Annotated in this window: 18 protein-coding genes; 7 read left to right on the top strand and 11 right to left on the bottom strand. The window is 62.2% G+C overall.

From position 1 onward, the window contains the following. Positions 1 to 216: 216 nt before the first annotated feature. The 9 genes from WDB66_RS05220 to fdnG form a co-directional block, all read right to left on the bottom strand. A complete protein-coding gene (locus WDB66_RS05220; protein WP_339397471.1) occupies positions 217 to 882 on the bottom strand; it encodes an ATP-binding cassette domain-containing protein in 666 nt (221 codons plus the stop codon). Then, positions 872 to 1,555 carry a molybdate ABC transporter permease subunit gene (modB, locus tag WDB66_RS05215; RefSeq protein WP_339397511.1) on the bottom strand — a complete coding sequence of 228 codons (684 nt, stop codon included), beginning with the start codon at positions 1,553 to 1,555 and terminating at the stop codon, positions 872 to 874. Before modB ends, WDB66_RS05220 begins: the two co-directional genes overlap by 11 nt. A 7-nt stretch (positions 1,556 to 1,562) precedes the next feature. Next, positions 1,563 to 2,303: a molybdate ABC transporter substrate-binding protein gene (gene modA, locus WDB66_RS05210; RefSeq protein WP_339397470.1), complete on the bottom strand. Its 741-nt coding sequence runs from the start codon at positions 2,301 to 2,303 to the stop codon at positions 1,563 to 1,565. A gap of 380 nt (positions 2,304 to 2,683) precedes the next feature. Next, positions 2,684 to 4,588: a selenocysteine-specific translation elongation factor gene (selB, locus tag WDB66_RS05205; RefSeq protein WP_339397469.1), complete on the bottom strand. Its 1,905-nt coding sequence runs from the start codon at positions 4,586 to 4,588 to the stop codon at positions 2,684 to 2,686. Between the two features lie 196 nt (positions 4,589 to 4,784). Continuing rightward, positions 4,785 to 6,167 (bottom strand): L-seryl-tRNA(Sec) selenium transferase, encoded by a 1,383-nt coding sequence (gene selA / locus WDB66_RS05200; protein WP_339397468.1) that lies wholly within the window; start codon positions 6,165 to 6,167, stop codon positions 4,785 to 4,787. After that, the gene (fdhE, locus tag WDB66_RS05195) at positions 6,167 to 7,078 is read right to left on the bottom strand and encodes a formate dehydrogenase accessory protein FdhE (protein ID WP_339397467.1); all 912 of its coding nucleotides are present in this window, start codon (positions 7,076 to 7,078) and stop codon (positions 6,167 to 6,169) included. The genes selA and fdhE overlap by 1 nt, the downstream gene beginning before the upstream one ends. Positions 7,079 to 7,224: 146 nt before the next feature. Next, the gene (locus WDB66_RS05190) at positions 7,225 to 7,959 is read right to left on the bottom strand and encodes a formate dehydrogenase subunit gamma (RefSeq protein WP_339397466.1); all 735 of its coding nucleotides are present in this window, start codon (positions 7,957 to 7,959) and stop codon (positions 7,225 to 7,227) included. Then, positions 7,956 to 8,945: a formate dehydrogenase subunit beta gene (gene fdxH, locus WDB66_RS05185; RefSeq protein ID WP_339397510.1), complete on the bottom strand. Its 990-nt coding sequence runs from the start codon at positions 8,943 to 8,945 to the stop codon at positions 7,956 to 7,958. Before fdxH ends, WDB66_RS05190 begins: the two co-directional genes overlap by 4 nt. 23 nt (positions 8,946 to 8,968) lie before the next feature. After that, the gene (fdnG, locus tag WDB66_RS05180; RefSeq protein WP_339397465.1) at positions 8,969 to 12,055 is read right to left on the bottom strand and encodes a formate dehydrogenase-N subunit alpha; all 3,087 of its coding nucleotides are present in this window, start codon (positions 12,053 to 12,055) and stop codon (positions 8,969 to 8,971) included. A 198-nt stretch (positions 12,056 to 12,253) separates the two neighbouring features. On the opposite strand from fdnG, the gene selD reads away from it, so the two are divergent. The 5 genes from selD (at position 12,254) to WDB66_RS05155 (ending at position 22,773) form a co-directional block, all read left to right on the top strand. Continuing rightward, complete coding sequence (gene selD / locus WDB66_RS05175; RefSeq protein WP_339397464.1) at positions 12,254 to 13,309, top strand: selenide, water dikinase SelD; 1,056 nt, start codon at positions 12,254 to 12,256, stop codon at positions 13,307 to 13,309. A 988-nt stretch (positions 13,310 to 14,297) separates the two neighbouring features. Next, complete coding sequence (locus tag WDB66_RS05170; protein WP_339397463.1) at positions 14,298 to 19,274, top strand: hypothetical protein; 4,977 nt, start codon at positions 14,298 to 14,300, stop codon at positions 19,272 to 19,274. Positions 19,275 to 19,909: 635 nt separating this feature from the next. Continuing rightward, complete coding sequence (locus WDB66_RS05165; RefSeq protein WP_339397462.1) at positions 19,910 to 20,686, top strand: hypothetical protein; 777 nt, start codon at positions 19,910 to 19,912, stop codon at positions 20,684 to 20,686. Positions 20,687 to 20,708: 22 nt separating this feature from the next. Continuing rightward, entirely contained in the window at positions 20,709 to 21,626 is a 918-nt protein-coding gene (locus tag WDB66_RS05160; protein WP_339397461.1) for a hypothetical protein, read from the top strand. 184 nt (positions 21,627 to 21,810) lie between these two features. Then, positions 21,811 to 22,773, top strand: coding sequence for an IS1595 family transposase (locus tag WDB66_RS05155; protein WP_339397460.1), 963 nt, complete (start codon positions 21,811 to 21,813; stop codon positions 22,771 to 22,773). A gap of 33 nt (positions 22,774 to 22,806) precedes the next feature. Here WDB66_RS05155 and WDB66_RS05150 read toward each other — a convergent pair whose 3' ends face one another. Continuing rightward, entirely contained in the window at positions 22,807 to 23,739 is a 933-nt protein-coding gene (locus WDB66_RS05150; protein ID WP_339397459.1) for an SOS response-associated peptidase family protein, read from the bottom strand. 93 nt (positions 23,740 to 23,832) lie between these two features. Continuing rightward, a complete protein-coding gene (locus WDB66_RS05145) occupies positions 23,833 to 24,099 on the bottom strand; it encodes a hypothetical protein (RefSeq protein ID WP_339397458.1) in 267 nt (88 codons plus the stop codon). Between the two features lie 278 nt (positions 24,100 to 24,377). On the opposite strand from WDB66_RS05145, the gene WDB66_RS05140 reads away from it, so the two are divergent. Together WDB66_RS05140 and WDB66_RS05135 are read left to right on the top strand one after the other, a co-directional pair. Further along, entirely contained in the window at positions 24,378 to 24,860 is a 483-nt protein-coding gene (locus tag WDB66_RS05140; protein WP_339397457.1) for a LexA family protein, read from the top strand. Positions 24,861 to 24,864: 4 nt separating this feature from the next. Further along, on the top strand, positions 24,865 to 26,115 hold the full coding sequence (locus WDB66_RS05135) for a Y-family DNA polymerase (RefSeq protein ID WP_339397456.1): 1,251 nt from the start codon (positions 24,865 to 24,867) through the stop codon (positions 26,113 to 26,115). Positions 26,116 to 26,593: the final 478 nt, after the last annotated feature.

Genomic DNA, 26,593 nt, shown 5'->3' with positions numbered 1-26,593 from the left:
TCCGCTTCGGCCGACCCAGTTTGCCCGCTGGAAGCCCAGCTTGCCATCACCTGTTCCACACCCGGATGACGGCGTCTGCCATCATCGGGCAACGGCGTAGGGTGGCATCCGCCGTGCGTCAGAACAGGATCAATATTTCTGCGCCCGGCCCGGCGCCGGCTGGGCCGCTCGCGACCGGCTTCATGTGTCGATCTGTCACCTGTGGAATGACGTCACTCAGACACGCACCCGCCCTTCGGCCAGCTGCACCACCTGCTGGCCGAACATCCTCACATCCTCGGGGTCGTGGCTGATCAGCAGCAGCGGGATGCCGGTGTTGTCCAATACCGTTTCCAGTTCCTGCCGCAGAAGACCGCGCAAATCACGATCCAGCGCAGCGAAGGGTTCGTCCAGCAGCAGCGCCTGCGGCTGCGTCACCAGCGCCCGCGCCAAGGCCACGCGCTGCCGTTGTCCACCGGAAATCTGCGCCGGCAGGGAGTCGGCGAGATGGTCGATGCGGAAAGTCTGAAGCCACTGCTCCACCGCCTCGATGCGGGTGCCGCGCCGCGCATTCAGGCAGCGCTTGTTCAGACCGAAACCGACGTTCTGGCGCACATTCAAGTGCGGGAACAGCGCATAGTCCTGGAACACGTAGCCGATCCGGCGTTGCTGCGGCGGCAGCTCGATGTTCGCGCCGGCATCGAACAACGTCTGCCCATGCATCCGGATCGTGCCGCGCTCCGGGCGCAGCAATCCGGCGATGGCCTTCAGTGTCAGGCTCTTGCCCGCGCCGGAAGGGCCGAACAGCACCACGCGCGGCTGGGTGCAGGCCAGCGCCACCTGCAAGCGGAACTCGCGGCCGGCGGCGCGCAACTGACGCTCGATGTCCATTTCAAGCCACATCGTGCCTGCTCCCGCCAGAACGGCCGGCCAGTCGCGCCGCCAGCAGCAACACCGCGATGCAGACCAGCGAGGACACCAGCACCAGCAGGTTGGCGCGGCCATCGTTGCCGGCCTGCACCGCTTCGTAGATGGCGATGGACAGGGTCTGGGTCTGCCCCGGAATGCTGCCGGCCACCATGATGGTGGCGCCGAATTCGCCCATCGCGCGTGCGAATGCCAGCAGCAGGCCGGCAAGAATGCCGCGCCAGGCCAGCGGCAGGCTCACCCGGAAAAACAGTGCCACCTCGGATACGCCCAGGGTGCGCGCAGCCTGCTCCAGTTGCCGGTCAACGCCCTCGAACGCGGCACGCGCCGGCTTGAACACCAGCGGGAACGAGGCCACCGCCGCCGCGATCACCGCCGCCTGCCAGGTGAACACCAGATTGATGCCGAAGCTGTCCTGCAACCACGCTCCCAGCGGCCCGTTGCGACCCACCAGCACCAGCAGGTAATAGCCCAGCACCGTGGGCGGCAACACCAGTGGCAGGGTGAATACGGTATCCAGCAATTCACGGCCAGGAAAACGGCGTCGCGCCAGCAGCGCGCCGAACGCAACACCGAGCACGAGGTTGATCGCGGTGGCCCAGCCGGCCACCTTCAGCGACAACCACAGCGCGCTCCAGTCCAGATCCAGCATCGGATTAAGGATTGCCGAAACCGTGGCTGCGCAGGATGGTCTGACCCTGTTCCGAACGCACGAAGGCGATGAAGCGCCGCGCCTCCTCCGGCTCGCGGCTGGCCGCCACCATCGCCAGCGGATAGTGGATGCCGCCTTCGACCGGCACCTGAAACGCCGGCCGCACATGTTCGCGCACGGTGTGCGCATCGGTGGCATAGACGAAGCCGGCATCCACCTCGCCGCGCGTCACGTAGTTCAGCGCCTGACGCACGTTCTGGGTCAGGATCGCGCGCGATTGCAGCGCCTCCCACAGCCCGGCCTGTTCCAGCGCACCCTTCGCATAGCGGCCCGCCGGCACGCTGTCCGGATGACCGATGGCCACGCGCTTGAACCCGTCTCCGGTCAGTTCGTCCAACGCGGCCGGTACTGCTGTCGACGCCAGCGGCACCACCAGCCACAGGCTGTTGCTGGCGAACACGTGTCGCGTCTGCGGATCGATCAGGCCGTCGTGCTGCGCCCTGTCCATCGTGGCCTCGTCGGCGGAAGCCAGCACATCCACCGGCGCACCGCGCGCAATCTGCTGCAGCAGCACCCCGGACGCGGCAAGATTCAGATGCACCTGCGTGCCCGGATGCGCGTCCTGATAGGCACTCGCGATCTCGCGAAAACTCTCGGTCAGACTGGCGGCAGCGGAAACCGTCAGTTCGGCAGCAGCGGCCGGAAGCGCCAGCAGCACTGACAACAGCACCCAGAACCTTTTCATTTCACGATGACTCCCGAACAGCCCTGCGCCGGACTGCGCAGAAGCCGGTTACCGCGCTGGCGACCTGCCTGTGATTTCCTGCCGACCATCCGGCGGAACCGGGATTGCGTTGGCGCATTCCAGAACCTGATCCGCCGCCCTCGTTGCCGGCCCTGCCAAACACTCGGGAGCCAGGAATTTCCAAGCGATCATCATGGCAAAAAACCATGCCTGCCGCGAACGCGGCTGCCGGTATTGCCGACACGTCCCTGCCCCTTTCGGGGAGCACTTTCACCTTGCGTGCGTTGACCTTCACGGCTGAACCCGTCTGCGCCAGCAACACCGTGTATGCCACAGACCCGTGAGCCGGAATGAGCGGACCCGGAGCATCCCGAAGCGCCCTACCCATCAAACAAATCGCGCCGATGCGGGTTGATGCGGCGCAGATCGCCACGGCGCAGGGTGAGGCCGAGGCCGTCGAAGAAATCGAGGATCTGGATGGCGACCTTGCGGCCGTTGTCCATGCAATCGCGGAAGGCGGCAGCACCGAACCAGCCGTCATCGCTGCCGGCAGCCAGGTCTTTTGCGAAGCCGGCCATTTCGCGCACCACCTCGCGGGCGAAGAAGTGGTCGTGGGCGACCTGGTAGACCAAGCCCTGACGTTGCACCAATTTCAATATCCGGCGGATATCGCGTTCGTCGATGTCAAATTCATGAGCGAAATCGCGCACGCGCGGCGGGCGGAAACGGCCTTCGCCCAGCAGCCCGGGCTGGATCCGTTGCCAGACGAGAGCGTCGGCTTCGGCAAGCTGCACGACATGACCGGGCAGGCGCACGAAGGCACCATCCAGCACGATATGTCCAGCGTCGGCCTGTTGCTGCAGGAAGGCGAGGAAGGCGGGCTTGGTCAGACGCGGTTGCAGCAGCAAGCGCAGCTTTTCGCGCCCCAGACCGGCCAGATCGGGATGGGTTTCGTGGAAGTCGGCGAGCGTTGTACCCAGTTGCGTTTCCAACTCGGCCAAGTGCGCGACGGAAACGGCCAGTTCCTCGATCATCACTGCATTGCATTGCGCGCACAGGGCCGGGCCATCGTCCTGATCCAGCGCGCGATCACGCAGGAAAGCGGGCATGTCCACCGGCGCGACCGCCAGCAGGCCGGCCAGCGCGGTGGCAGGGTCGGTGTTGCGTGCCGCTTGCAGCCAGGCCAGCCGTTCCGGCGTGCCGCGCTTGCGCGCCGGGGCGCGCAGGTCGATGAAATGGCCGCCGCCGATACTGCGGCTGGCCGAGGTGTCGCGTAGTACGAAGCGGTCACCGACGCTGGCCGCGATCGGCCTTTCCAGCACGATCTGCACCAGCCCGGCCTGCCCCGGCTTCAGTTCGCCGGCCAGCGGCACGACCCGCGCCGGCACTTCGACCGCATGGCTGTGCAGATGCACCGGGAACCAAGTGGTGACCGGTTTGTTCTCGCTTCCCAGCACCCGCAGCACGGCATCGATACGGTCACTGGGCGCGTGCAGTGGCGGTGTCAGAATCAGGTCGCCGCGATGGATCGCATCCTTGCCGACGCCCTCGCCGGCCAGATTCAGGGCGCAGCGCTGGCCGGCCACGCCGGTATCGGACTTGAGGTTCTGTGCATGGATGCCGCGCACCCGCGCCGGCAAGCCGAGCGGGCTGATCATCACGCCGTCACCAACCGCAACCTTGCCCGACAGCACCGTGCCGGTGACCACGGTGCCGGTACCGGCCAGGGTGAAGCTGCGATCCACCGCGAAGCGGAACGGCCCGCTGGCTGCACGCGCCGGCAACTGTTGCGCAGCGCGGACCAGGGCGGCACGCAGCGCGTCGATGCCTTCGCCGGTGGTCGCCGATACCGGCATGATCGGCGCATCGGCCAATCCGGTGCCGGCCAGCGCTGCACGGATCTGCGCCTGCACCTGCGCACGCCGCCCGGAATCGGCGAGATCGGCCTTGGTCATCGCCACGATGCCGCCCGACAGGCCGAGCAGGTCGAGGATGGCCAGATGTTCCAGCGTCTGCGGCATTACTCCGTCGTCGGCGGCGACCACCAGCAGCGCGAAATCGATGCCGCCGGCACCGGCCAGCATGGTGCGCACCAGCCGTTCGTGGCCGGGCACATCCACGAAACCGGTGATGCCGCCTCCGCCAAGATCGGCATAGGCGAAACCCAGTTCGATGGTGATGCCGCGCGCCTTCTCCTCGCTCAGGCGGTCGCCGGCAATACCGGTCAGTGCCTTCACCAGCGCAGTTTTGCCGTGGTCGATATGGCCGGCGGTGCCGATGATCATGGGGCTGGTGTCCTGTTGCCGGTCAAATGTTGGCCAATGCTCCCGATCAGATGCTGGCAGCCGTCGGCTCCGCGCCGGTGGCGCTTGAGCCGACCTGCATTTTCCCGGTTTCCGGTGCGTACATCACAGGTCGGTTCAAGCCGCGTAGCGGTGGAACCCACATTTTGACCGGCATTCGTGTGATACCGGATGCCTGTCACGGTGTCAGCGCGCGCAGTGCGTCGAGCAGGGTCGCGTCGTCGTCGAGACAGCGCAGATCGAGGATCAGTGCGCCGTCGCGGATGTGGCCGATGACGGGCGTCGGCAGTGTGCGCAGCTGTGCCGAAAGACGGTCCGGCGCATCACCGCCTCCGCCGCTCAGGCGCAATCCGGCACTGGCAATGGTATCGACCGGCAATGCGCCGGAACCGGCCTGGCTGCGGCATTCGCAGACACTCACGCTGAAGCCATGCGCCGCCAGCAGCGCGCCCACCTGCGGTGCCAGACGTTCAGCCTGAGCCGCGATATCGGCCTGGCTGCGAGCCAGATGGCGCAATGTCGGCAGACGCTGCGTGAGCCGGTCCGGATCGCGGTACAGATGCAGTGTCGCTTCCAGCGCGGCGAGGCGGATCTTGTCCAGCCGCAGCGCGCGTTTGAGCGGGTTGCGGTTGATCGCCTCGACCAGTTCACGGCGACCGACGATGAAACCGGCCTGCGGCCCGCCGAGCAGCTTGTCGCCGGAGAAGGTCACCAGACCGGCGCCCTCGGCCACCGCTTCGGCCACGGTCGGCTCGCGGCGTAGGCCGTAGCGCGAAAGATCCAGCAGCGAGCCGGAGCCCAGATCATTGAGCAACGGCACGCCACCCTTGTGCGCAATCCTCGCCAGTTCCGGCGCGGGCACTTCGGCAGTGAAGCCTTCGATCCGGTAGTTGGACGTGTGCACCTTCAGGATCAGGCCGGTATCGGGGCCGAGTGCGGCTGTGTAATCGCGCGCATGGGTGCGGTTGGTGGTGCCGACTTCGACCAGTGTGACGCCGGCGCGGGCCATGATCTCGGGCAGCCGGAAGGCGCCGCCGATCTCGATCAGTTCGCCACGCGAGACGATGGTTTCGCGCCCGAGGCCGAAGGTGTTGAGCACCAGCAGCACCGCCGCGGCATTGTTGTTGACCACGGTGGCGTCTTCGGCGCCGGTCAACTCGCACAGCAGGCCGCGCAGGTGGTCGTCGCGCTCGCCGCGACCACCGCTGTCAAGATCGAACTCCAGCGCCAACGGATTGGCCATCGCGGCGGTTGCGGCCTGGCATGCCGCGTCGGCCAGCAGCGCGCGGCCCAGATTGGTGTGCAGCACGGTGCCCGTCAGGTTCAATACCGGCCGCAGCGACGCGCGCGCGGCAGCGGCCAGATCCTGTTGCAGCAGTGCCGGCAGCGCCACCGCTAGGGCATCGCCGTCTTCGCCAGCACGGATGGCTTCGCGCATGTGCTGCAGCCGGGCTCGCACGGCCTTCACCACCGCGCTGTGTCCGTGTGTCCGTACCAGCGCCTGCCCTGCTTCCGAGACAAGCACCTGATCGACGCTGGGCAGGTTGCGGAAGCCGGCCATCAGTATCCGACGATGAAGGGGTTGAAGCTGCCGCGCGTGAAGTCGGTATCGCGCATCAGCATGTCCAGACCGAGGCTGCCGACGTCGTCGGCGACCGGGTCCAGACTGGCATTCCTGACCTGGTAGAAGATCTTCACCCAGGACTTGCACTCGTTGCACAGCTCGGCCTTGACCGTGGCGTCATCGGTGCCGACCGAGCGGTAGCTGATGCCCTTGGTCGAGCCGCAGCACAGGCATTTGACCCGCACCTCGTTCCAGCGCGTGGCGCAGCAGCCGCAACTGGCGTAGCGGATGTTTTCGATGCCCTGCATGCCCATTACCGACGAGGTTGCCGGGCGGCCGCCGCAGGCCGGGCATACGCCAACAGACACCGGCACCAGTATCTCGGGATCAAGCGTTGCGGCCAGCCGTGACAGGTGCACCTGCACCGCCGCTGCAACGAAAAGGTGTGCAGCGGGAGCCTCGGTGGAAATGTTGTCTGCCAGCACGTTGCCGAGCAGCCATTGCCGGGTTTCGGTATCGGCACCGCGCACCGCGTCCAGCGCTTCCCGCGCGGCTGCGGGCATGTCCAGTTCCGCCGCGCCTTCCAGCAGCGCGTGCAGGGTATCGGCCAGGCCTGCGTCGTCGGCAAGCAGGCTGCGATTGATCGGCGGCATGCCGGCGCCAAGCGCCTTGGCGACCTGGTCCGCTGGCAATGGTTCCAGCGCCGGCAGGGTCGCGGCCAGGCGCGCTTGCAGGCGTGACAATTCGGCCAGGAAGCTCAGGTACGGTGCCAGTTCATTGCTTTCAGCCAGAAAGGCGAAACGGCGCGCGCGCGCCTGGAACAGCTTCACCGGCTCGGGCAGAAATGCCAGCGGCGGTTTCGGCACGCCGCCGATGAGGGTGGGGTCGGGTTGCAGATCTTCCATCATGACCTCGCCAATACACGAAAAACGCGGGCATCGTTCAGGACAACGATCCGGCATTGCCGGGTGCGGCCGGTTCGTCGAAGAAGGGGGATTCGTTGACGATGCCGCCCGCCGTGTCCGGCCACATGACCGGACACGGCCGACGGGAGTCATTCTGCGGGGCGGGTGGTGCCGCGTCCAGCCAGCTCGCGCAGCCACTTGCGATGGTGGCGGAACGCCCAGCCGCCGGTGACGGTGCCCCGGGTCATCGCCCGGATCGTGCCGCGGGTCCAGATCGCCGCGTAGACATGGATGACGAACACCAGGACCGAGCAGAACGCCGCCGCGGCATGGACGATCACCGCCACCCGGCGCGCCGGGATCGACGCCAGCCCCGGTGCAAAATCACGCCAGAGCGGAATGTACTGTTCCCAGATGATCACACCGCTCACGACCATGATCAGGATCAACCCGGCCATTGCCCAGAACACCAGCTTCTGGCCGGCGTTGTACTTGCCCAGTTCCGGCAGGTTTTCCTCGTTGCCGCGGATCACATCGCCGATCTTCCGGCTCCATTCGGCATCCTCGCGCACCGGCAGGTTGAGTCGCCACATCTGCACGAACAGGCCGAAGAAGCTGACCACCAGCACCAGGCCGATGATCGGATGCAGCCAGCGTGTGGTCTGGCCGCCGCCGAACAGGCCGGTCAGCCAGTACAGCGAAGGATGGAAGAACGCGAAGCCGGAAAGCAGCAGCAGGATCATGCAGGCAGCGGTGATCCAGTGGTTGATCCGGGTAAAGCCGCGATAACGATGCACCACCACCGGCTTTCGGCTGACCAGTTCGTCACCGGGCATCGAATGGATACGATTCTCCCTAGCCATTTTCTTGCTGGGCCGGCTCATGGCGTGTTCCTGCCGTCATTTGCACCCGATGCCTCGTCGCCGTCCGCATCCGCCTGGCTGGCGACCAGTGCTTCGGCTTCCTGCTCCTCCTGCGCACTGACCTTGTTGGCGCGCGCGAACAGCCCGTGCAGCGCGGCACCGGCCACGGCGGCGCCGGCGGCAAGCAGGCCTACGGTCTTGGCCGGGCCCTTCCAGGCTTCCACCGCTGGCGAGATTTGCGGATCGTCCGGCAGGCCGGCATACAGCGACGGCTTGTCGGCATGGTGCAGCACGTACATCACGTGGGTGCCGCCGACGCCCTGCGGATCGTACAGCCCGGCGTTGTTGTAGCCGCGCGACTTGAGATCCTCGATCCGGCCTTCCGCCTTGGCGATCATGTCCTCCTTGGGGCCGAAGCTGATGCACTCGGTCGGGCAGGCCTTGGCGCAGGCCGGACCCTGCCCCACCGCTACCCGGTCCGAGCACAGCGTGCACTTCTTCGACACGTGCGCGGTCTTGTGGATGCGCGGAATGTTGAACGGGCAGCCGGTGACGCAGTAGCCGCAACCGATGCAGTTGTCGGAAATGAAATCGACGATGCCGTTGGAGTACTGCACGATCGCGCCCGGCGCCGGGCAGGCCTTGAGGCAGCCCGGATCCGCACAATGCATGCAGCCGTCCTTGCGGATCAGCCATTCGAGGTCGCCGCTGTCCGGGTTCTCGTACTCGGTGTACCGCATCAGCGTGAACATGTCCGGAGTGAGATCGTGCGGGTTCTCGTAGACCCCGACGTTTTCCTCGATCTCCGGATGGGTGTCATTCCATTCGATGCAGGCGGTCTGGCAGGCCTTGCAACCGATGCACTTGGACACATCGATCAGCTTGGCGACCTGGGTCAGCTGCCGCTCGGGCGGCGGCAGGCTGGGTGTGGCCGAGGCCTTGACCACATCGCTGGCCAGCAGGTTGGAAGCCAGCGGCTGGACCGGCGGATTGGCCGCCGCCGTCATCGGCTGGGGGGCACGTTCGACACTCATACCGGCACCTCCTGCTGTGCTGCACGCTCGATATTGACCAGATAGGCCTTGAACTCGGGCGTGTTGATGTTGGCATCACCGACGAACGGGCCCAGCGAGTTGGAGCCGAAGCCCTTGCGTGCCGCACCCTTGAAACCCCAATGGATCGGGATGCCGACCACGTGCACGGTCTTGCCGTCGCAGATCAGCGGACGGATGCGCTTGGTCACAACCGCCTTGGCCCAGATCTGGTTGCGGGAGGACCAGACCCGCACGCGGTCACCCTTGGCGATGCCACGCTCGGCGGCAAGCTCCTCGCTGATCTCCACGAAGAACTCGGGCTGGTTCACCGCATTCACGCGATTGTGCTTGGTCCAGTAGTGGAAATGCTCGGTCAGCCGGTACGAGGTGGCCACGCACGGGAACTGGTCGCTGGTGCCCAGCCCGGCCAGATCGTCCGGGAAGATCCGGGCCACCGGGTTGCCGCGCATCCTGCGGTTGAACGGATTCTCGACCGGGCTTTCGAACGGCTCCATGTGCGTGGGGAACGGCCCGTCGCGCATCAGCTTGCGCGAGAAGAAGCGGCTGCTGCCCTCCGGGTTCATGATGAACGGGCCGACCTCATGCGGATGGGCGGTGGGCGCAATGTCCGGCACATCAGGCCCGACCCAGCGTTCGCCGTTCCATTCGACCAGCACCCGGGAAGGATCCCAGGGTTTGCCGTCGATATCGCAGGAGGCGCGGTTGTACAGCACCCGGCGATTGGCCGGCCATACGAACGCCCAGTTGGCGTGCACGCCCATGCCACTGGGGTCGCTGTTGTCGCGCCGCGCCATCATGTTGCCGTCCTCGGTCCAGCAGCCGGTGTAGATCCAGCAGCCGGCCATCGTCGAACCATCGGCGCGCAACTGGCCGAAGCCGGACAGTTGCTCACCCTTGGCCACCAGCAGCCTGGATGGATCGGCCGGATCGTACAGATCCTCCAGCGCGCGTCCGTTCAGTTCACGCGCCAGCTCGCTGGCATGCGGATGCAGTGGATCCTCGTATTCCCAGGCCAGGTTGAGGATCGGCTCGGGGCACACGCCGCCTTCTTCCTGGTACAGCTTGCGCACGCGCTGGAAGATGTTGGCCATGATCTCGTTGTCGGTCTTGGCCTTGCCCGGTGGCGTCGCGCCGGCCCAGTGCCATTGCAGCGCACGGCCCGAGCTCACCGTGGCGCCCTCGTCCTCGGCGAAGCAGGTGGTGGGAAGTTCCAGCACCTCGGTCTGGATCGAGGCGGTATCCACGTCGTTATAGATACCGTGGTTTTCCCAGAACGCGGCGGTTTCGGTTTCCAGCGGATCCATAACCACGATCAGCTTCACCTTCGAGAAGGCTTCGGTCAGCTTGGCCCGGTTGGGGAACGCGAGCAGCGGGTTGAAGCCCTGGAAGAAGTAGATGTTGATCTTGTCTTCGGTCGCCATATGGAACATGCGCATGGCGTCGTATTCAGGCACGTCGAGCTTGGGCAGCCAGTCGTAGCCCCAGTCGTTCTCGGCCGTCGCATGCTCGCCCCACAACGACTTCATGAAACTGACGAAGAATTTGTTGTAGTTCTGCCAGTAGCTCATCTGGTTCGGGCGCAACGGCTTGTTGCCCCGGGTCGAGATGTAGCTGTCGAAATCGGGCTCGCTTTCCTTCGGGATCGCCAGGTAGCCGGGGATCAGGTTCGACATCAGGCCGACGTCGGTCAGGCCCTGGATGTTGGAATGCCCACGCAACGCGTTCATGCCGCCGCCGGGCACACCGATGTTGCCCAGCAGCAGCTGCAGCATGGCCATGCCACGGATGTTCTGCGCACCCTTGGAATGCTGGGTCCAGCCGAGCGCGTACATCGAGGTCATCGTCTTCGTCGGGGAAGACGTTTCGCCGATCATTTCGCAGATCCTGAGGAAGCGGTCCTTCGGCGTGCCGCAGATGTTCTCGACGAATTCCGGCGTGTAGACATCGACGTGCTCGCGCAGCAGGTTCCACACGCAGCGCGGGTGTTCCATCGATGGATCGGTCAGGACGTAGCCGTCTTCACCGAACTGGTATTCCCAGCTTTCCTGGTTGTAGTTGCGGTTTTCCTCGTCATAGCCGGTGAACAGGCCGTCCTGCCAGCCGAAGTCCTCGCGCACCAGATACGAGGCATTGGTGTAGTTGCGCACGTACTGCCACTGCACCTTGTCGTTTTCCATGCACCAGCGGATCACCCCCATCAGGAAGGCGATGTCCGAGCCGGGACGGATCGGTGCGTAATAGTCGGCCACGGCAGCCGAGCGGTTGAAGCGCGGATCGACCACGATCAACTTGGCGCCACGGTTGTTCTTGGCTTCAGTTACCCACTTGAAACCACACGGGTGTGCTTCGGCGGCATTGCCGCCCATGATGATGACGAGGTCTGTGTTGCCGATGTCCGTCCATGAGTTGGTCATCGCGCCACGGCCAAAAGTTGGGCCCAAACTGGACACCGTGGGGCCGTGTCAAACCCTCGCCTGGTTGTCGAATCCGACAATTCCCATCGAGCGCACGGCCTTCCAGGTCAGCCATGCGGTTTCATTGGTGGTCGCCGACGCCGCCAGGAAGCCGGTCGAAGTCCAGCGGTTGACCGTCACGCCTTCCTCATTGCGCTCAATAAGGTTGGCATCGCGGTCGTCCTTGAGGGCGCGGGCGATCTTGTCGAAAGCCTCGTCCCAGGAGATCTCCTCGAACCGGTCAGAACCCGGACGGCGGATGCGCGGATGGGTCAGGCGGGTTTCGGCCTTGACGTAATCCTTGAGCGCCGCGCCCTTCGGGCAAAGCGTGCCACGGTTGGTCGGGTGATCCGCATCGCCTTCGATATGGATCAACTCAGCGTGCTCACCGGCGTTCAGATCGCCGCGCGAATACATGATGACGCCGCAGGCTACCGAGCAGTAGGTGCAGATGTTGCGGGTTTCGGTGGTGGTGGCGAGCTTGAATTCGCGCACATGGGCGGCGGTGGCAGCCTCGGCCGCTCCGAAACCCATCGCGCCAAGCGTGGTCGCTGCCGCCCCCGCGCCTGTCAGCTTCAAAAAGCTGCGGCGGGAAAGGTCCAGATTCATATCCAAGGTCTCCTCGGGCGTGCCTGTCGATGAGAGAGGTGCGTAGCGGCATGGTCCGCTGCACGCCCGTGTCCGTCAAGTTGGCGGGCTTCGACCAAAGTCTCACAAGCGGTCACCGGGCCTTTCCGCCCTGCTCCGCGTGTGGTCTCGCAGTTAAAGTGGAAATCTCCGACACAACAGCTATCAGGACTGCGCACCGTGACCGACGCCACCCGCGAACCCCGACTGACCTCACTGGCCCACGGTGGCGGCTGCGGCTGCAAGATTGCGCCCGGCGTGCTGGAGGACATCCTGCGCGGCATTGCCAGCCTGCCGGTGCCGCCGGACCTGCTGGTCGGTACCGAAACCTCGGACGATGCGGCGGTCTACCGCCTCAACGACCACCAGGCCATCGTCGCCACCACCGATTTCTTCATGCCGGTGGTGGACGATCCCGGCGACTTCGGACGGATCGCCGCCACCAATGCGATCAGCGACATCTATGCGATGGGCGGCACCCCTATCTTCGCGCTGGCGCTGGTCGGCATGCCGATCAATACGCTTTCGACCGCGACCATCGGCCGCATCCTCGATGGCGGCGCGCAGGCCTGCCGCAATGCCGGCATCCCGATCGCCGGCGGCCACTCGATCGATTCGGTCGAACCGATCTACGGCCTGGCCGCCATCGGCCTGCTCGACCCGGCCCACCTCAAGCGCAATGCCGGCGCGCAGCCCGGCGACCTGCTGGTGCTGGGCAAACCGCTCGGAGTCGGTATCTTCTCGGCAGCATTGAAAAAGGAAGCGCTGGACGCCGCCGGCTATGCGCGGATGATCGACTCCACCACCCGCCTGAACACGCCCGGCCCCGACCTGGCGCGATTGCCTGGCGTGCACGCGATGACCGACGTGACCGGCTTCGGCCTCGGCGGTCATGCCTGGGAAATGGCACGCGCATCCGGCCGCACACTGCATATCGATTGGCCGGCGGTGCCGCTGCTGGATGGCGCGCGAGCACTGGCCGACGCCGGATTCATCACCGGCGCCTCAGGCCGCAACTGGGCCAGCTATGGCACGCATATCCAGCTCGACGAACAGATCTCGGACATCGACCGCGCCCTGCTGTGCGACCCGCAAACCAGCGGCGGCCTGCTGGTGTCCTGCGCTGCGGACAGCCTCGACGAGGTGCTGGCGATCTTCCGCCGCCACGACTTCACCTCGGCCAGCGTCATCGGCAGGGTCGAAGCGGGCGAACCGGGTGTGGTGCTGACGGCCTGAGTCGGCAACACGACAGTGCGGCCGCGCGTTACGCGCCCCAGAGTGACCTGTGCGGACAGTGCTTCCTCATGGAAGAAGATGGGCACGACATCGCGATGCATGCGTAGGTCACTACAAACGACCGTATGAAATCACGGGACCCGAAATGGGCACGGGATGGGCACGAAATGGGCACGGTGCCCATTTCATGCTCTCCGGACGCTGCTCTCAGCGGAGAAAAACCAAAAAAAAGCCCATGAAATTCATGGGCTTGAAGATGGTGCCGGAACGCATTACGAATGCGGCACACGAATGATGCATGAAGATGTACTAATCGACATCACGTGACCTCATGTACCATGGTCAACAACTTAGACAGATAGGCGAATCTCATTCCGTTAGTACTTTTACGTATCTTAATTCATCATGAAATGTACTAGCCATACGCATCTGACCTGTCTACTATCATCAGCACCTGACCTACGCACACCAAGGTGCGACCACCATGGCACTCAAGGATCTAGGCCCTGCCTACATCGCACGCAGCGTGGCCGTAGCTCGGGGACTGAGCGATGAGCAGCACCAGTTGCTATGCCGATCACTCCAGTGCTTTCCAGTCCCTCGTGCTGACCACATCCCACTCTTGTTACACGCCATTTTGCGCCTAGCCGATGCGGTGCGTTGGTCGGGCGAGTTGCTCCCCAATAGCACGCTAGTCGAGCCCTTACGGGAGCTATTGGCTGCGATCGAGCGACACGACGGCCTATCACCACAGATTCGCCATGCGCGATACAACCGCCTTCGTTCGGAACTGGTAGGCGACTTCTTGCTATCGGCCACGTTGTGCAAGATTGATAGCTTTTCGCCGCATCGAGCTAGCCTTGACGCACTCCGCCTCGCTCTCGTCGCATGCACTTGGTTTTGGGCTAGCAGCGGCCAACCACGCGTATCCGCCGTAGCCGCGCTCGCCAGCGCCATCCGAGGCGCAACGAGGTCCGGCCTTGATCAAATGACATCCGATGGCCTTGCGGACGCTCGCAGCCTAGACGAGTTCATCCGTGCCTCATCCTCCATCTCAACCGGCAGCCATGCGGTGCTTCGCAAGGTTTGGCATGACCATTTCGAGCCCACTCTGCGCAAGGCATCCGCCGAATCAAAACCAACCCCGTCAGCCATACCGGATGCGCCGAAACCCAGAGGCAACCCAAAGCGCAAGACCAGTGAACCAGGTCCATTCGGCACATCAGAAGGTGACAATAATTTTCAGATCGTGTCGATCACACGCACGCCGCGTGGCGACACCCTTCCCCGCCCCACATCTGCGCCAAAGCTGTTGCCTGATGAGCCGGCCGACGAACTTACACCGCCGCTCACGCTGGCTGCGCTATCAAAGCGGCCTCGCGACCCAGACGCTCTAGCTGTCGCGATTTTTCAAGCGCAGCAGGCAACCCGCAGCAACAACCACCTTTTGTGCCCGGAGCATCCATCGGCCTTGCCCCTGGCAACCTACGCTCAAGTGATTGATGCCTGCATTAGCATCTGCAGCGATCCGAATGCAGCGCCTGATCTACGGCTCGGCAGTACCGCGCTCTTGGTGCAGGGACTCATGGGCCGCACAACAGCGACTCTTCCCGCAGTGGTCACTGTCCACGACGCAGATGCCCGCCATGACCCATACCGAATTGAGTGGCTCTCAGCCGCGGCAGGCGCCATACGTCTATCCACGTACTGGCAGGTGCCAAGGCCTAGCACCCTCCCTAGCTACTATCGGCCGACACCCGAGCAAGCGCAGCACCTTGAACCTGTGCAGGCGGACTTCACCCTGCAATTGATCCCGCCACTGCGTGACGCACTGATCGCCGCTGAGCCCGAACTCGCATCATTCGCCAGCACTTCGTCGCTGGACCTAGACGCAGCTGCGAGACTAGCTGCCAGCCATATACGCGTGCAGACCGGCCTATCCTTCACGCCCGGACGCTTACGCAACAGCCTCGCCCCACACCTAGTCGATTTTTGCGGAGATGTGGCGGTCGCCCAACTCCTCTGTGCGGACACCCTAGGACTTTCCACTGCACCGTTAGCCTACTACGCCCCACGCAAAGCAGCCTTGCGTGAAATCTTTTGGGGATACCAGACCACACTGCTTGGAACCAACTTCCCAAGACCTAGCTTGCCAACCGACGATGAGCGCATCGGCTCGCACCTTTTAGCCTCTACGGGCACAGCTCGTGGCATGGCACGAGCCGTTCCTTCCATCTTGCACCAAGGCATCGCCAATCTCATTGCAAGGGGCCGCGTCAGCGATGTGCACACGGCATTGGTGAACCAGCTAGCCGGCATGCTCGTTGCGGTAGCAACCCACCGCCCAACCGAGGCGCTCTTCAATCTCACCATTCACGACATCTGGATCGATGGAAATGTCGGAGCCGCCTTGTTCGCGGACAAGATCATCGATGCGGCCCATGACCCAAGATTGGTTGCTTTACCTCCGACACTGTGTCGACAACTTGAGGCTTACTTGGAGCACCTTTTCGGACTTGGTGAGCAATTTCCTGAATTGCGCCAGCATGTCCAGCACACCCTTGAGGGCACTGCACCACTGCTCTTTGCCGTAACGAAAGATCTACAGCCTGCGACTCTTGACTTGGGGCGGTGGAAGCAGTCGCTGCCTGCTGCTTGGCGTGATTTGCCTCTCAACTGGGGGCGTCATTGGGTGCGCACCCATGCGATCGAACAGGGTATCCACCCAGCGCTGGTCAGCATGCAGATGGGCCACTTGGAAGCAGTTGGCTACCCGTTTTCCGGATCGAGCCCGAGCGACCCCTGGGCATTTGTGGATGAAGTCGCCCATCAATGGGATCGCCTAGCAGCAATGCAGGGCTGGCGGGTAGTACAAGGTGCAGATTGCCAAGAAGCTTGGAAGGCGCGGATGCTGACGCCCCTCCGACCCTGGGCGGACACAATCACCCAAGCCGAAGCAAGACAGCGCACTATGAGCCAGCAATGGCGTGAAGTAATGCGTTCCCGCTTGCGAGCAATCCGCACAGAGGCGCTCGCCCACGTCCAAACCGATCCTGAGCTTGTCGCTGCAGGCATCATCGACCGGTACGCGGACAAGAGTCGCCGCACCCCACACGCCCTAACGCGGGCAGATTTCGAGCGTATCCGCAACCGCGTCTACGCAGACAGCGCAGTGGATACTGCCTGTGCAATTGCACGCGCGGACGCGGTATGCCGCATCGCTCGCGTTGTGAACCGACGTACTGGGCAGCAAGCCGAGACACCCGGCCCCATTGTCGAGGTTCGTCGTCCTTTGGACAACGCATTCATCCCCGGCATGGGTGAGGCCATGCGCCAAATCTATGCGCTACGTGGCCACTTTGGTACCACCAAGCCCGCCACCCAGGGTTGGCGCGACTTGAACAGCGCGTGCAGCCATGTTGCGCTTGCGATGATCATCTTTGGCCGGATCGAGTCACCATCCATGGTTCGGGGTGCCATTGTGCGGCGAGGGAGGCTGCGGCGTTCGGCGCGCCTCCAAGATCTCATCCTCGTACCTTTCGGTGATGCACCACACGAAGTAATCGCACTGCGTGGAGTTGCGGCCATTGCCTTCGCGCGTCTCGCCTTCCGCTACAAGGATCAGACAACTCCCGAGTGGTCGGTGGTGGACCAGTATCTGTTCAATCTCCTGCCATCGTGGGCTGTTGCCGGTCATGCGCCGCAAGGCAACAAGGTGCTGTCCGCTTTGTGTGAGACAGTCAGCGTCACAAATCGATTCGAACTGTCTCCTGCCGCCCGCTTGTCAATGCGCGAACATGGCGGCTCCACCTCCGCCAGCCAGATCGAGCAGCTCGCCTACATCGACCAAGATGCACCCGGGACGATTGACCGCTCCGAGGAGGCATCCGAGCCTGAGACTGCTTGCAATAGCGCCTCTCCCCCATCGGACCGCCGAGGCAATGCACGTACGCAGTACCTACGCCTGTGCGGCATCCTTCCTTCCCCAGAGCGCGATGCGATCCTGCCTGCCACACAAGAGCTGATTTCCGGAGCCAATGCCAACACTCCCGCCGCTCGTGCCAAGGTTGCAGCTGAGATCAATGCTCAACTGCAATGGAGTAATCCACAGAACTGCCTTCATCCCATCGTTAGAGCGCTGGCTGGCTGGACGCTCGACATGTTTGAACACGGGACTGCCCGCCGCACACGGCCCGCCATCTCAACCGTCCGCACCTACTTAACCCGCATCGGAGGAGTGCTGGTCAGTCTTCTAGGCAAAGCATCCACAGCCAACCTAGACGAGACAGCGCTCGAAGAGGCCTACCTGACTGTTATCGAAAGCAAGCCCGAATTGCAGCACGTTGCGGCGGCCGCCCTCTTGTCCTTTCACGCGTACGCAGTTCGGTGGCACGGGTTTCCAGAGCTGGACCTTTCCGAAATCCGGCTCTACCTCGGCAAGGACGCCGATGCATTGGCCGACGCGCGTCTGATCACACCTCAAGAGAGAGCTGAGATACTCAAGCGACTGGTCACGCAAGCACAGACAACCCACTCCCGCGACCCGGACAGCGCCAGATTGAGCCGACTTGCCGCGTATGCCATGCCACTGATAGCCCATGGTGGCTTGCGTCGGGGCGAGGCCTTCGGAATCCAGTTGCGTGATGTGGCCAAGGAGGGTGGAGACCTTGCCATTCACGTGCGGCCCAACCGGTCCCGAGCACTTAAGACATTGTCCGCACGGCGCGTTGTCAGACTTTCCAGTTCGATGGCACAACCGATGAACAACGACCTGTTCGACTGGGCTCAAACGGAGCGCAAACGCATCACAGGTAAGCGCGTGGAGTCAGCCTTTGTCTTTGCCCCTCGCCAACTGCCCCATGGCACCGATGCCTGGGCAGAGCTGCAGACCAATTGTCTGGAGGTATGCCGGGAAGTAACTGGGCTCCGACGGCCTCGACTGCATCACTTTCGCCACCTTGTCGCGATGCAGCTTGTAACGCCCATCTTCCTTCATAGCTTTGATCAGGACACCCTAGGACCAGAGACATTTCCCTCATTGTGCACTCCCATCAGCGGGTCGCTCGCACTGCCCCGCGACCTTCAGCGCCAAGTCATTAAACTTGGCCATGCAAGTCCCAGCACTACCCTGAAATCGTACTACCACCTACCGTGGCTGCTTGCCTCCCGCATAGACCGTCGAGACATCGATAGGTATCTCAACGTCCCAACCTTGGCGACGCTGATGGGACTATCGAGGCATGCGCTCTACGCGACCTCGAAGCGCAACCCAGAAAGAGCGCCCGCTTTAGCATGGCTCGATGTACAACTCGCGCCGAGAAGTCCGGGGACGATGACTCAATCGCAGCACCTAGCACCTGAGCCAGCAGCCGATGATGGGCCGGTCCTCCTGCGTACTAACTGGACGGCAGAGTCTCTTGGTCAATTGCTAACGGACGTCCACCACACGGGCTCCCTCGAACAGGCCCTCTTGGTTGCTGGAGGTGACCCAAACGATGCTGATGCGATCCGAAAAGGGCTCGCACCCATCGAAAACCGCTTGGGCAGGCGCCTCCTGAATGAGCACAGATTTGTCAGCGATCCAAGCAAACCCCGGCGCAGGTTGAAGCGCCTCAAGGCTGGCAAGAGTCTGGAGGTATTGTGGGACTGGTACGACAAAGACAGTACAGGGGTACGTAAGATCCTGATTGATATCGCGGCAGCGTGCGACCGCTATGGACTGCGGCACCATGGCGATCGCTTGGTAATCCCAGGACAAACTGATGCACTCCGCTCCATCCTTCTCCGCGCTGGCATCAGTGCCGCCCAAATTGTCGACGATGTCGACGACAGCGGTACCAACTATGTCCGACTGCTTAGACCCAACGTCGAGCACGCGGACAACTTGCGCTACCTCGGCCTTGAGCTAAAGCGTGTACTGGCCGTCATCAGGCTTGCATCCCGGATCATGATCAGGACTGATTGACCTGACGGCACCGGACCACCGCAACACCGGCTTGTATCGCTGCAACACCATCTGTGTCTCGAGATTCGGCCAGTCACGTAGTGACAAACGGAGGTCGGCACTGTCATCGGCCACTTGTCGCCAAGCGATAGCGTGTGCTATACGAAAACCAGCGCAGCATGATCCGTCACCTCTCTTGCAGGTACACGCCATGCGCCTGCCCCCAGAGGCGATAAGTCTGGGATTATTACTCGGCACCTATCCGTAGCGCCGAGCTCCAGCAATGCTGGATATCAGCAGTCCGTCACCGATCGGTGATGGACTGCGTCGGCAACCACGTTGCCGATTAAAAAAATCGCGAGCCCCCACTCGTGTCGCCAGCACTGCGACATTGAGATAACCAAGTACGACCTTGCTGGGGGCGCTCGTGACGGGCGGACTTGCCCCAATCGCATGTAGCTGTAAGTCACTGCCGCAGTGGACCGCTGCGTGCGCCTCAAGATCTAGGGCAGATGCCGATCATCAGCCCCCCCCCACCCACCCAAAGCCCCTCCCTTATCCAGCGAAGGCATACGCGCGTCGCCGCAGGCGGTGTACCTCCAACCATGTGTCGCAGATCGACGGCCCTCATCCATTACCCATGTGGAGAATCGAAAATGCATAAAATCTATCCACTCGATGCAAATCACCTACAGGATTCGCAGCACAACATGATCGCCGTGGCATCCGTAGCACCAACACGCGATCAGCGACCGCCTGCATCTTACCGAGATTGGCGGCAAGCGCTGACATCAACACATGCTATGGGCCAGCTCATCACCATTTTTTTCGGCCACCACTTGGGTGATGTCTATTACGTGAGCAGCGACCGGGTGCTAATTTTGACCCGTGCCGATCTATTAACCCCAGCCCCGATAGGGGCCGTATGCACGATACTCGATGGCTTTCAAAAATGGGCGCGAGCGAGACTAATTACCGTTACAGGGGATAGCTCCGACACAACCGATAACGATGGAAACCATTTCGCTATAGCACAACAGGTCGCAGCGCAGCTGGCCCACCAACATGGGATTACCACGATGGATGCGGCAACTATAGACACCAACTACATCGCATGGACAAAAAAGTGCGCACGAACCAGTAGCTATCAAATCACGGGGGGCACCGCGAAAGGACCACTGCTTACAGTTACGATGCCAGCACGCAACCAGCTGTTCCCCTCACTGATGGAAATTATTCCCGGCACCTGCTCCCCCCCGGATAAAAGATTCGCACAGAGCGTCCAACGAGGGAAGCTGATCATCCTGCGGTCCGGCAAAGTGGTATTTATTCCCAATGATGCATATAACAACCGAATCCAACCCGGCGACATACTGACTTACTCCGACGCAGACTCTCGCAACATCGGCACTTGTCGAATAATCACCGATTAAGGACAAAATGGACCAGAAAAAAATGAAAGGAAAGATTGAAATTCGCCTGAAAGGCCTTTCGATTCCAGCAGATCATGGCTTGATCACGAGCACGGAACTCGCTCGCTTGGCTGCCATGACTCCAATGGATATCATCCCAAAACTTAACCGCGCATACCCTTGCGCAAAAATCTGGATTGACAGTGGTCCCGATGCCACAGGCCCCATCTTTGCCGCTGGCTACGCGACAGTCTCATTTAAAGTGCTGACGAATAAACCACACGATCTGGATCAGATTCTCGCCAAGATCAGAAGAGAGACAAACTCCGAGGCCTCCTACTTCCCCGACGAGCTGAACTCCTCGACCCAAGCGCAAGCTGACTCTCTTGAGCGAAAGGCTCCGATCATGGACGTCGACCTCGGGGTGGCGGAGAACCATGCAGCGGAGCCAAGCGTACACTCGTGCGTTACGCTCAATTACACAACACAACCTGCGGAAACCGACCAACCAACAACACCAAAATCGACGCAGCATCCACGCCAGAAGCATGCGGAATCAGAGCCCAACACTCCACCGAGCACCCCCCAGAGACTCACCATCGAGACGAAAAGCCCAACTATCAATTCAGAATTATACTCAGATAACTTGAATAACGGATTACAAATCCAGCGCCCCATGTCCGCCCCATCCCTCTCGGGAACTGAAGACGCTAAGAATACTTCGAGCCTCGTACTGACAGCAGAGACATCTCCACGAGTAATTAGTGAACTTGTAGATCAGTGCTATGACGCTGTACTAATACAGCCCAGCAGCAGATCGCAGGCACCAATTATCGCCACCAGCAACGCCCTCCCAGAGATAAACTCACTTACGCCTGATGACGATGTGAGTATCTTGGCAGCGAGTTCTTCCGCATCTAGGCGACCGGTTGAAATAATTAGAAGGCTTAAAACTATCTAAAAGCAAGTACGGAATGAGGGCAGAACCAGACCAACCAATCTCCGGCCGAGTATTTCTAAAAATACACCAGTCGCGCAAACACCCCTAACAGCGACCTGATTAGCCCCATCCCTCAGCCGGCCGTCTCAGGATATGAGACGCCGCTGCGAGACGATGCCCCCGCCGAACACGCAGGAGGAGGGACATGGGCATCAATGTCGTGCAGTTCCAACACGGGTTGTCGATGAACGAGTTCATCCAACGCTATGGCACCGAGGCCAAGTGCTACCGGGCCTTGTATCAGTGGCGTTGGCCGCAGGGGTTTCGTTGCCCGAAGTGCGAGGGCCGAACCCGCTCGCGCTTCCGGCGTGGAGCGACGGTGTACTACCAATGCCGCGCCTGTCGCCATCAGACCACGCTGACCAGCGGCACCTTGCTCGCCTCCACCCGATTGCCGCTGACCACGTGGTTTCAGGCGATCTACCTGCTCACTGCGACCAAGACCAACATGGCGGCGCTGGAGCTCATGCGCCACCTGGGGGTGAACTACAAGGCCGCCTGGCGGCTCAAGCACAAGATCATGCAGGCCATGTTGGAGCGGGAAGAACCCAGGAAACTCAAGGGTTTCGTACAGATCGACGACGCCTACCTGGGCGGTGAGCGCAACGGTGGCAAGCCCGGGCGCGGATCGGAGAACAAGCAGCCCTTCCTCATCGCCGTACAGACGGACGAGAACCTAGAATACCCCGTCTTCGCCGTGATCGAACCTGTGAAGGCGTTCGACAACGCGTCGCTCCGGGACTGGATCGAGCGCCGGCTGGAACCGGAATGCGAGGTATATACCGATGGCCTGGCCTGTTTCCGGCAACTGGAAGAAGCCGGGCACGCACACACCACATTGGTCACCGGCGGTGGTCGCGCCGCGACGCAGGCCAAAGGCGCGTGTTGGGCGAATGTGGTGCTGGCCAACGCCAAGCGTGCCATCAGCGGCGTGTACCACGCGGTGCGTCAGGCCAAGTACGCGCGTCGCTACCTGGCCGAAGCTGCGTATCGCTTCAACCGCAGATTCCGCCTGCGCGACATGCTGCCACGGCTGGCGACGGCGCTGACGCGCTGCAAGCCTTGTCCGGAGCGGGTTCTGCGCTTGGCGAACAACTTTCATGGCTGAGGGATGGGGCTAATCAGGAGCCCTTATACCGCCCTACGCCACCAACCGATGCTCGTAGTACGGGTGCTGTCGGTCATCAAAGATCGCGTACAGCGCATCCAGGTTGGCCGGGTCCGGGTTCAGCCAGGCATCCACGTGCTCGGGCTTGATGTTGATGATGGTGCGGTCGTGCCCGGCAGCGGCGACTTCGGGTTCGGGCGCATCGGTGATCGCCGCGAACGAGTAGAGGTCGGGTTCTTCACCCTTCGGATCTCTCCACTGTGACCAGAGACAGGCGATCAGCATCGGCTCGCCGGTGCGTGGGGTGAAGGCCAGGACCTTGTTCTGCCCCTCCACTTCGACGTTCTCGAAGAACACGTCCGCGATTAGCAGGCCATGGGTGTGGCCGAACTGGTGCTTCCAGAAGCCTTTCAGATTGTCCCTGCGAGCGTTGTACGTGCCCGGGTAGCGCTTGTCGTAGCTGGAAGGTTTGCCTGCTGGGCGGCACTGGTAGCGCATTGGGCGTATCACACGCTGGCCGCCTTCGCTGACAAGTACATGGCAATAGTGGCCGGGGAAGATGCGGGTATCCGAAGGCATGGGTTCAGTGCGCTTGAGTGTGGCGATCCGGGCTTTGGCCTGGTCCACTTTGTTGCCACCGATGCGCACATCCTCCTGCGCCTTCTTCGTTATCCGGATCTTCAGTGTCCGCTCGGCATCTGCCACGCGGCGACGCTGGCGGAACATCTCCTGCTCCAGCGCTGTGACCTCGATTGCATCCCACTGTCGTATCAGGTCGGCGATCTCGGTCGGACCATCGCGCAGGAAGCCGATCTCCATCGCACGCGGAACCCTTGGGCGTCTGTCTCCGTCACCTGGGCCGCTTGCCTGCCAGAACAGACGCACGTAGTCCTTGATGTCCATGCTGGCGCCTGTCGTGCGCTGGAACTTCTTGTGCTCGGCGTGGACCTGGGCTGAGTAGCACATGGGCATGACTCCGGGTGCTGGGGGAGTTCTACGTTACCCGAAAGGGCTTGCGCCTTGGCTTTCGCGAGCCACGTGACGAACCTGTCGTCAGCGTCAGGCCTGTTCCGAGCTAGGAGGGTTCCTCGCCAGCAATGGCCTGGTCGAATACAGCTTGGTGTCCGCACGCGACCCGGGATACGGAGCGCTGGGTGCCTTCTCTACTGGAGCGGTGGTGACCTGTCCCATGGCTTCCAAGGCCTGGGTCATCCACGCCTCGACAAAACCGGCCTGCCGGTCTCCCTGCGCGTGTGCCCGGCGCGCATCGGCAAGCAAGGCAAGCATCTCGTCACGTTGACACAAAGACAGCAGGGTCGGGTCCATGGTCGGCTCCAGTGATCAGGGTCTGGGGCCATCATCTTCTTCATGGATGAGATTGGGCATCGGGGATGGTGGGAACGGCGGGTAGGAAAACTCTTAGCGGGGGCAAGAGAACGCTGGTAGTGTGCCGAGGCGGGGTCAGCACAACACCCTCATGCCCCGGCCGTACGCCTTGCGGGCGTGTGCCTAGGCTGGTGCAAGGTAGATCCGGCCTCGCACTTCTCATCACTTTCCTTTGCGCGTCTCAGCTTCTGAGACGGGACTGCCGGAGCATCTGCGTCATGACCATTGATGCCCACACTCACCCCGGTGCGGTCGCCCTGCTTCTAGGCAAAGCGCGCATTGACCCCCGACAAGTACGTCTACCCATCAGTGGGATCAGGGCCGCCTTGGGCTTTCCGTCACCGACGGAAGACTTCCAAGACGACGGCATTGATCTCAACGAATTGCTGATCAGCAACGCGCCGGCAACCTTTTTCTATCGGGCCGAGGGCGATTCCATGATGCTGGCGGGGATCTGTGATGGTGACATCCTGATTGTGGATCGTTCGGTGGAAGTACGAAGCGGTCAGCTGGTTCTGGCGACATGGGAGGGCAACCAACCCACATGCAAGCTTCTGAAGGTGGTTGGTGGCCGTATGGAGCTTCATTCGCGTAATCCTGACTACGCGAAGATCGTTCTGCCGGCGGAGACGGAGGTAGAGATGTTTGCCGTCACCGGTGTGGTCCGCATGCTTCATCCGCACCGGAAGCAGCCGAGGTAGTCGCGTGTACGCACTGGTGGATGGCAACAACTTCTACGCGAGCTGCGAACGGGTATTCCAGCCGGAGCTTCGTGGGCGGCCACTTGTTGTGTTGAGCAACAATGACGGCTGCTGTATTGCCCGCACCAATGAAGCCAAGGCGCTCGGTGTCCGAATGGGACAGCCGCTCCATCAGATTCCACAGGCCGTACGCAAGCAGCTAAGCATCCGGTCTGCCAACTTCACGCTGTACGGTGACATGAGTTCAAGGGTCGTGGCGATCCTTCGTGAAGCAGCGCCGCGTGTAGAGGTGTACTCGGTGGACGAGTCTTTCCTCGACCTTGCCGGCATCCAGGAGCGTGATGTTTTTGTGCGTGATCTCCGCAACCGGATCCATCGATGGACGGGGATCCCCAATTGCATTGGGGTTGGACCTACGAAGACGCTGGCCAAACTGGCGAACAAAGTCGCCAAGTCGGGTACAGGTGTGTTCGATGTGTCGGACCCCGTCCGATACGAGCAAGCACTGTCCACGTTTCCGGTAGGCGATGTTTGGGGCGTGGGGCCGAAGACTGCCGCCAAGTTGCACCAAATGGGCATCCAGACCGCGATGGATCTGCGTGATGCGCCACTGGACACCATCCAGTCGTGTTTGGGAGTGACGTTGGTGCGAACCGTGCGCGAATTGCAGGGGAAGCAGTGCATCAGCTTTGAAGAGGTTGAGGCCGATCGCCAACAGATCATGGTGAGCAGGACGTTTGGCACCCAAGTGGATTGCCCTGAGTCGATCGCACAGGCCTTGGCCACGTTTGCCACCCGAGCGTCGGAAAAGCTCCGATCGAGGGGGTTGGTTGCGGCTGCCATGGGGGTATTCGCCAGTACTGATGTATTCCGGGCTGAGCAACGCCAACATCACGCTCAACGCACAGTGAACCTGTACCTCCCGACCTCGGACACGCGACTGATCCTTACCTCACTTCGGGAGATCCTGCGGGGGCGCTTCCTTCGCCCAGGGTATGCGTACCGCAAGGCGGGTGTCTGGCTGATGGACTTGGCGCGTCCCGATAGCCTGCAAGGCGATCTCTTCTCACAGCCTACGGCAGGCGATGACCGGCTGATGGCGACGGTGGACATGATCAATCGCCGCTACGGGAGGGGTACAGCTGGCTTCGCTGCAAGTGCGCGGAAGACGGTTCCGACATGGGCGATGCGGCAAGAGCACCTGTCTTCTAGGTACACGACTTGTGTGGCTGAGTTGCCGGTAGCCAGGTGCTGAGGAATGGCTGGCAATCTACAACGAGCGACGTACCGGCGGGTTCTACCCCGAAATCACGGACGGTTGTGAGAGAGTGGAAAACTACAGATCTTGCCTTGCGACCCTTCGTCGGTGAACCCCTGGCTTGGTTAGGCGGCCACGCTTGGAAGGATCCGACTGACTCATTTAGTGCGCCGACACCTGCAGAACGCATCCAGCAACTTGGCTTCGGCCGGCATTTGGCAGGGCTTCCAGCACCCAGTGACAACCAAGCGGTTCCACAGTGGTGCTGTTGTTGGTCGAGGCTCTGATGGCACCTTAGATGGCGCCAGATGGTATCGCGCCGCCCAAACGGGTTCACAGTGAACCCGTTTGTGGTCGGAAGACCGTAGATTTTGGGTGCGCTGACTGGGTTCGTGTAGAGCAGACGGCGCACAGTGGGTGCTGTTAGTCCTCGCGGGGCGCACTTTGCGAGGGCTGGCAGCACGCTGGCGGCACC

The organism is Denitratimonas organivorans, assembly GCF_037478135.1.
In the GTDB taxonomy this organism is placed as follows: domain Bacteria; phylum Pseudomonadota; class Gammaproteobacteria; order Xanthomonadales; family Xanthomonadaceae; genus Denitratimonas.
Note: the sequence above shows the minus strand (reverse complement) of the source record. Positions and strands in the feature narration are given on the sequence as shown.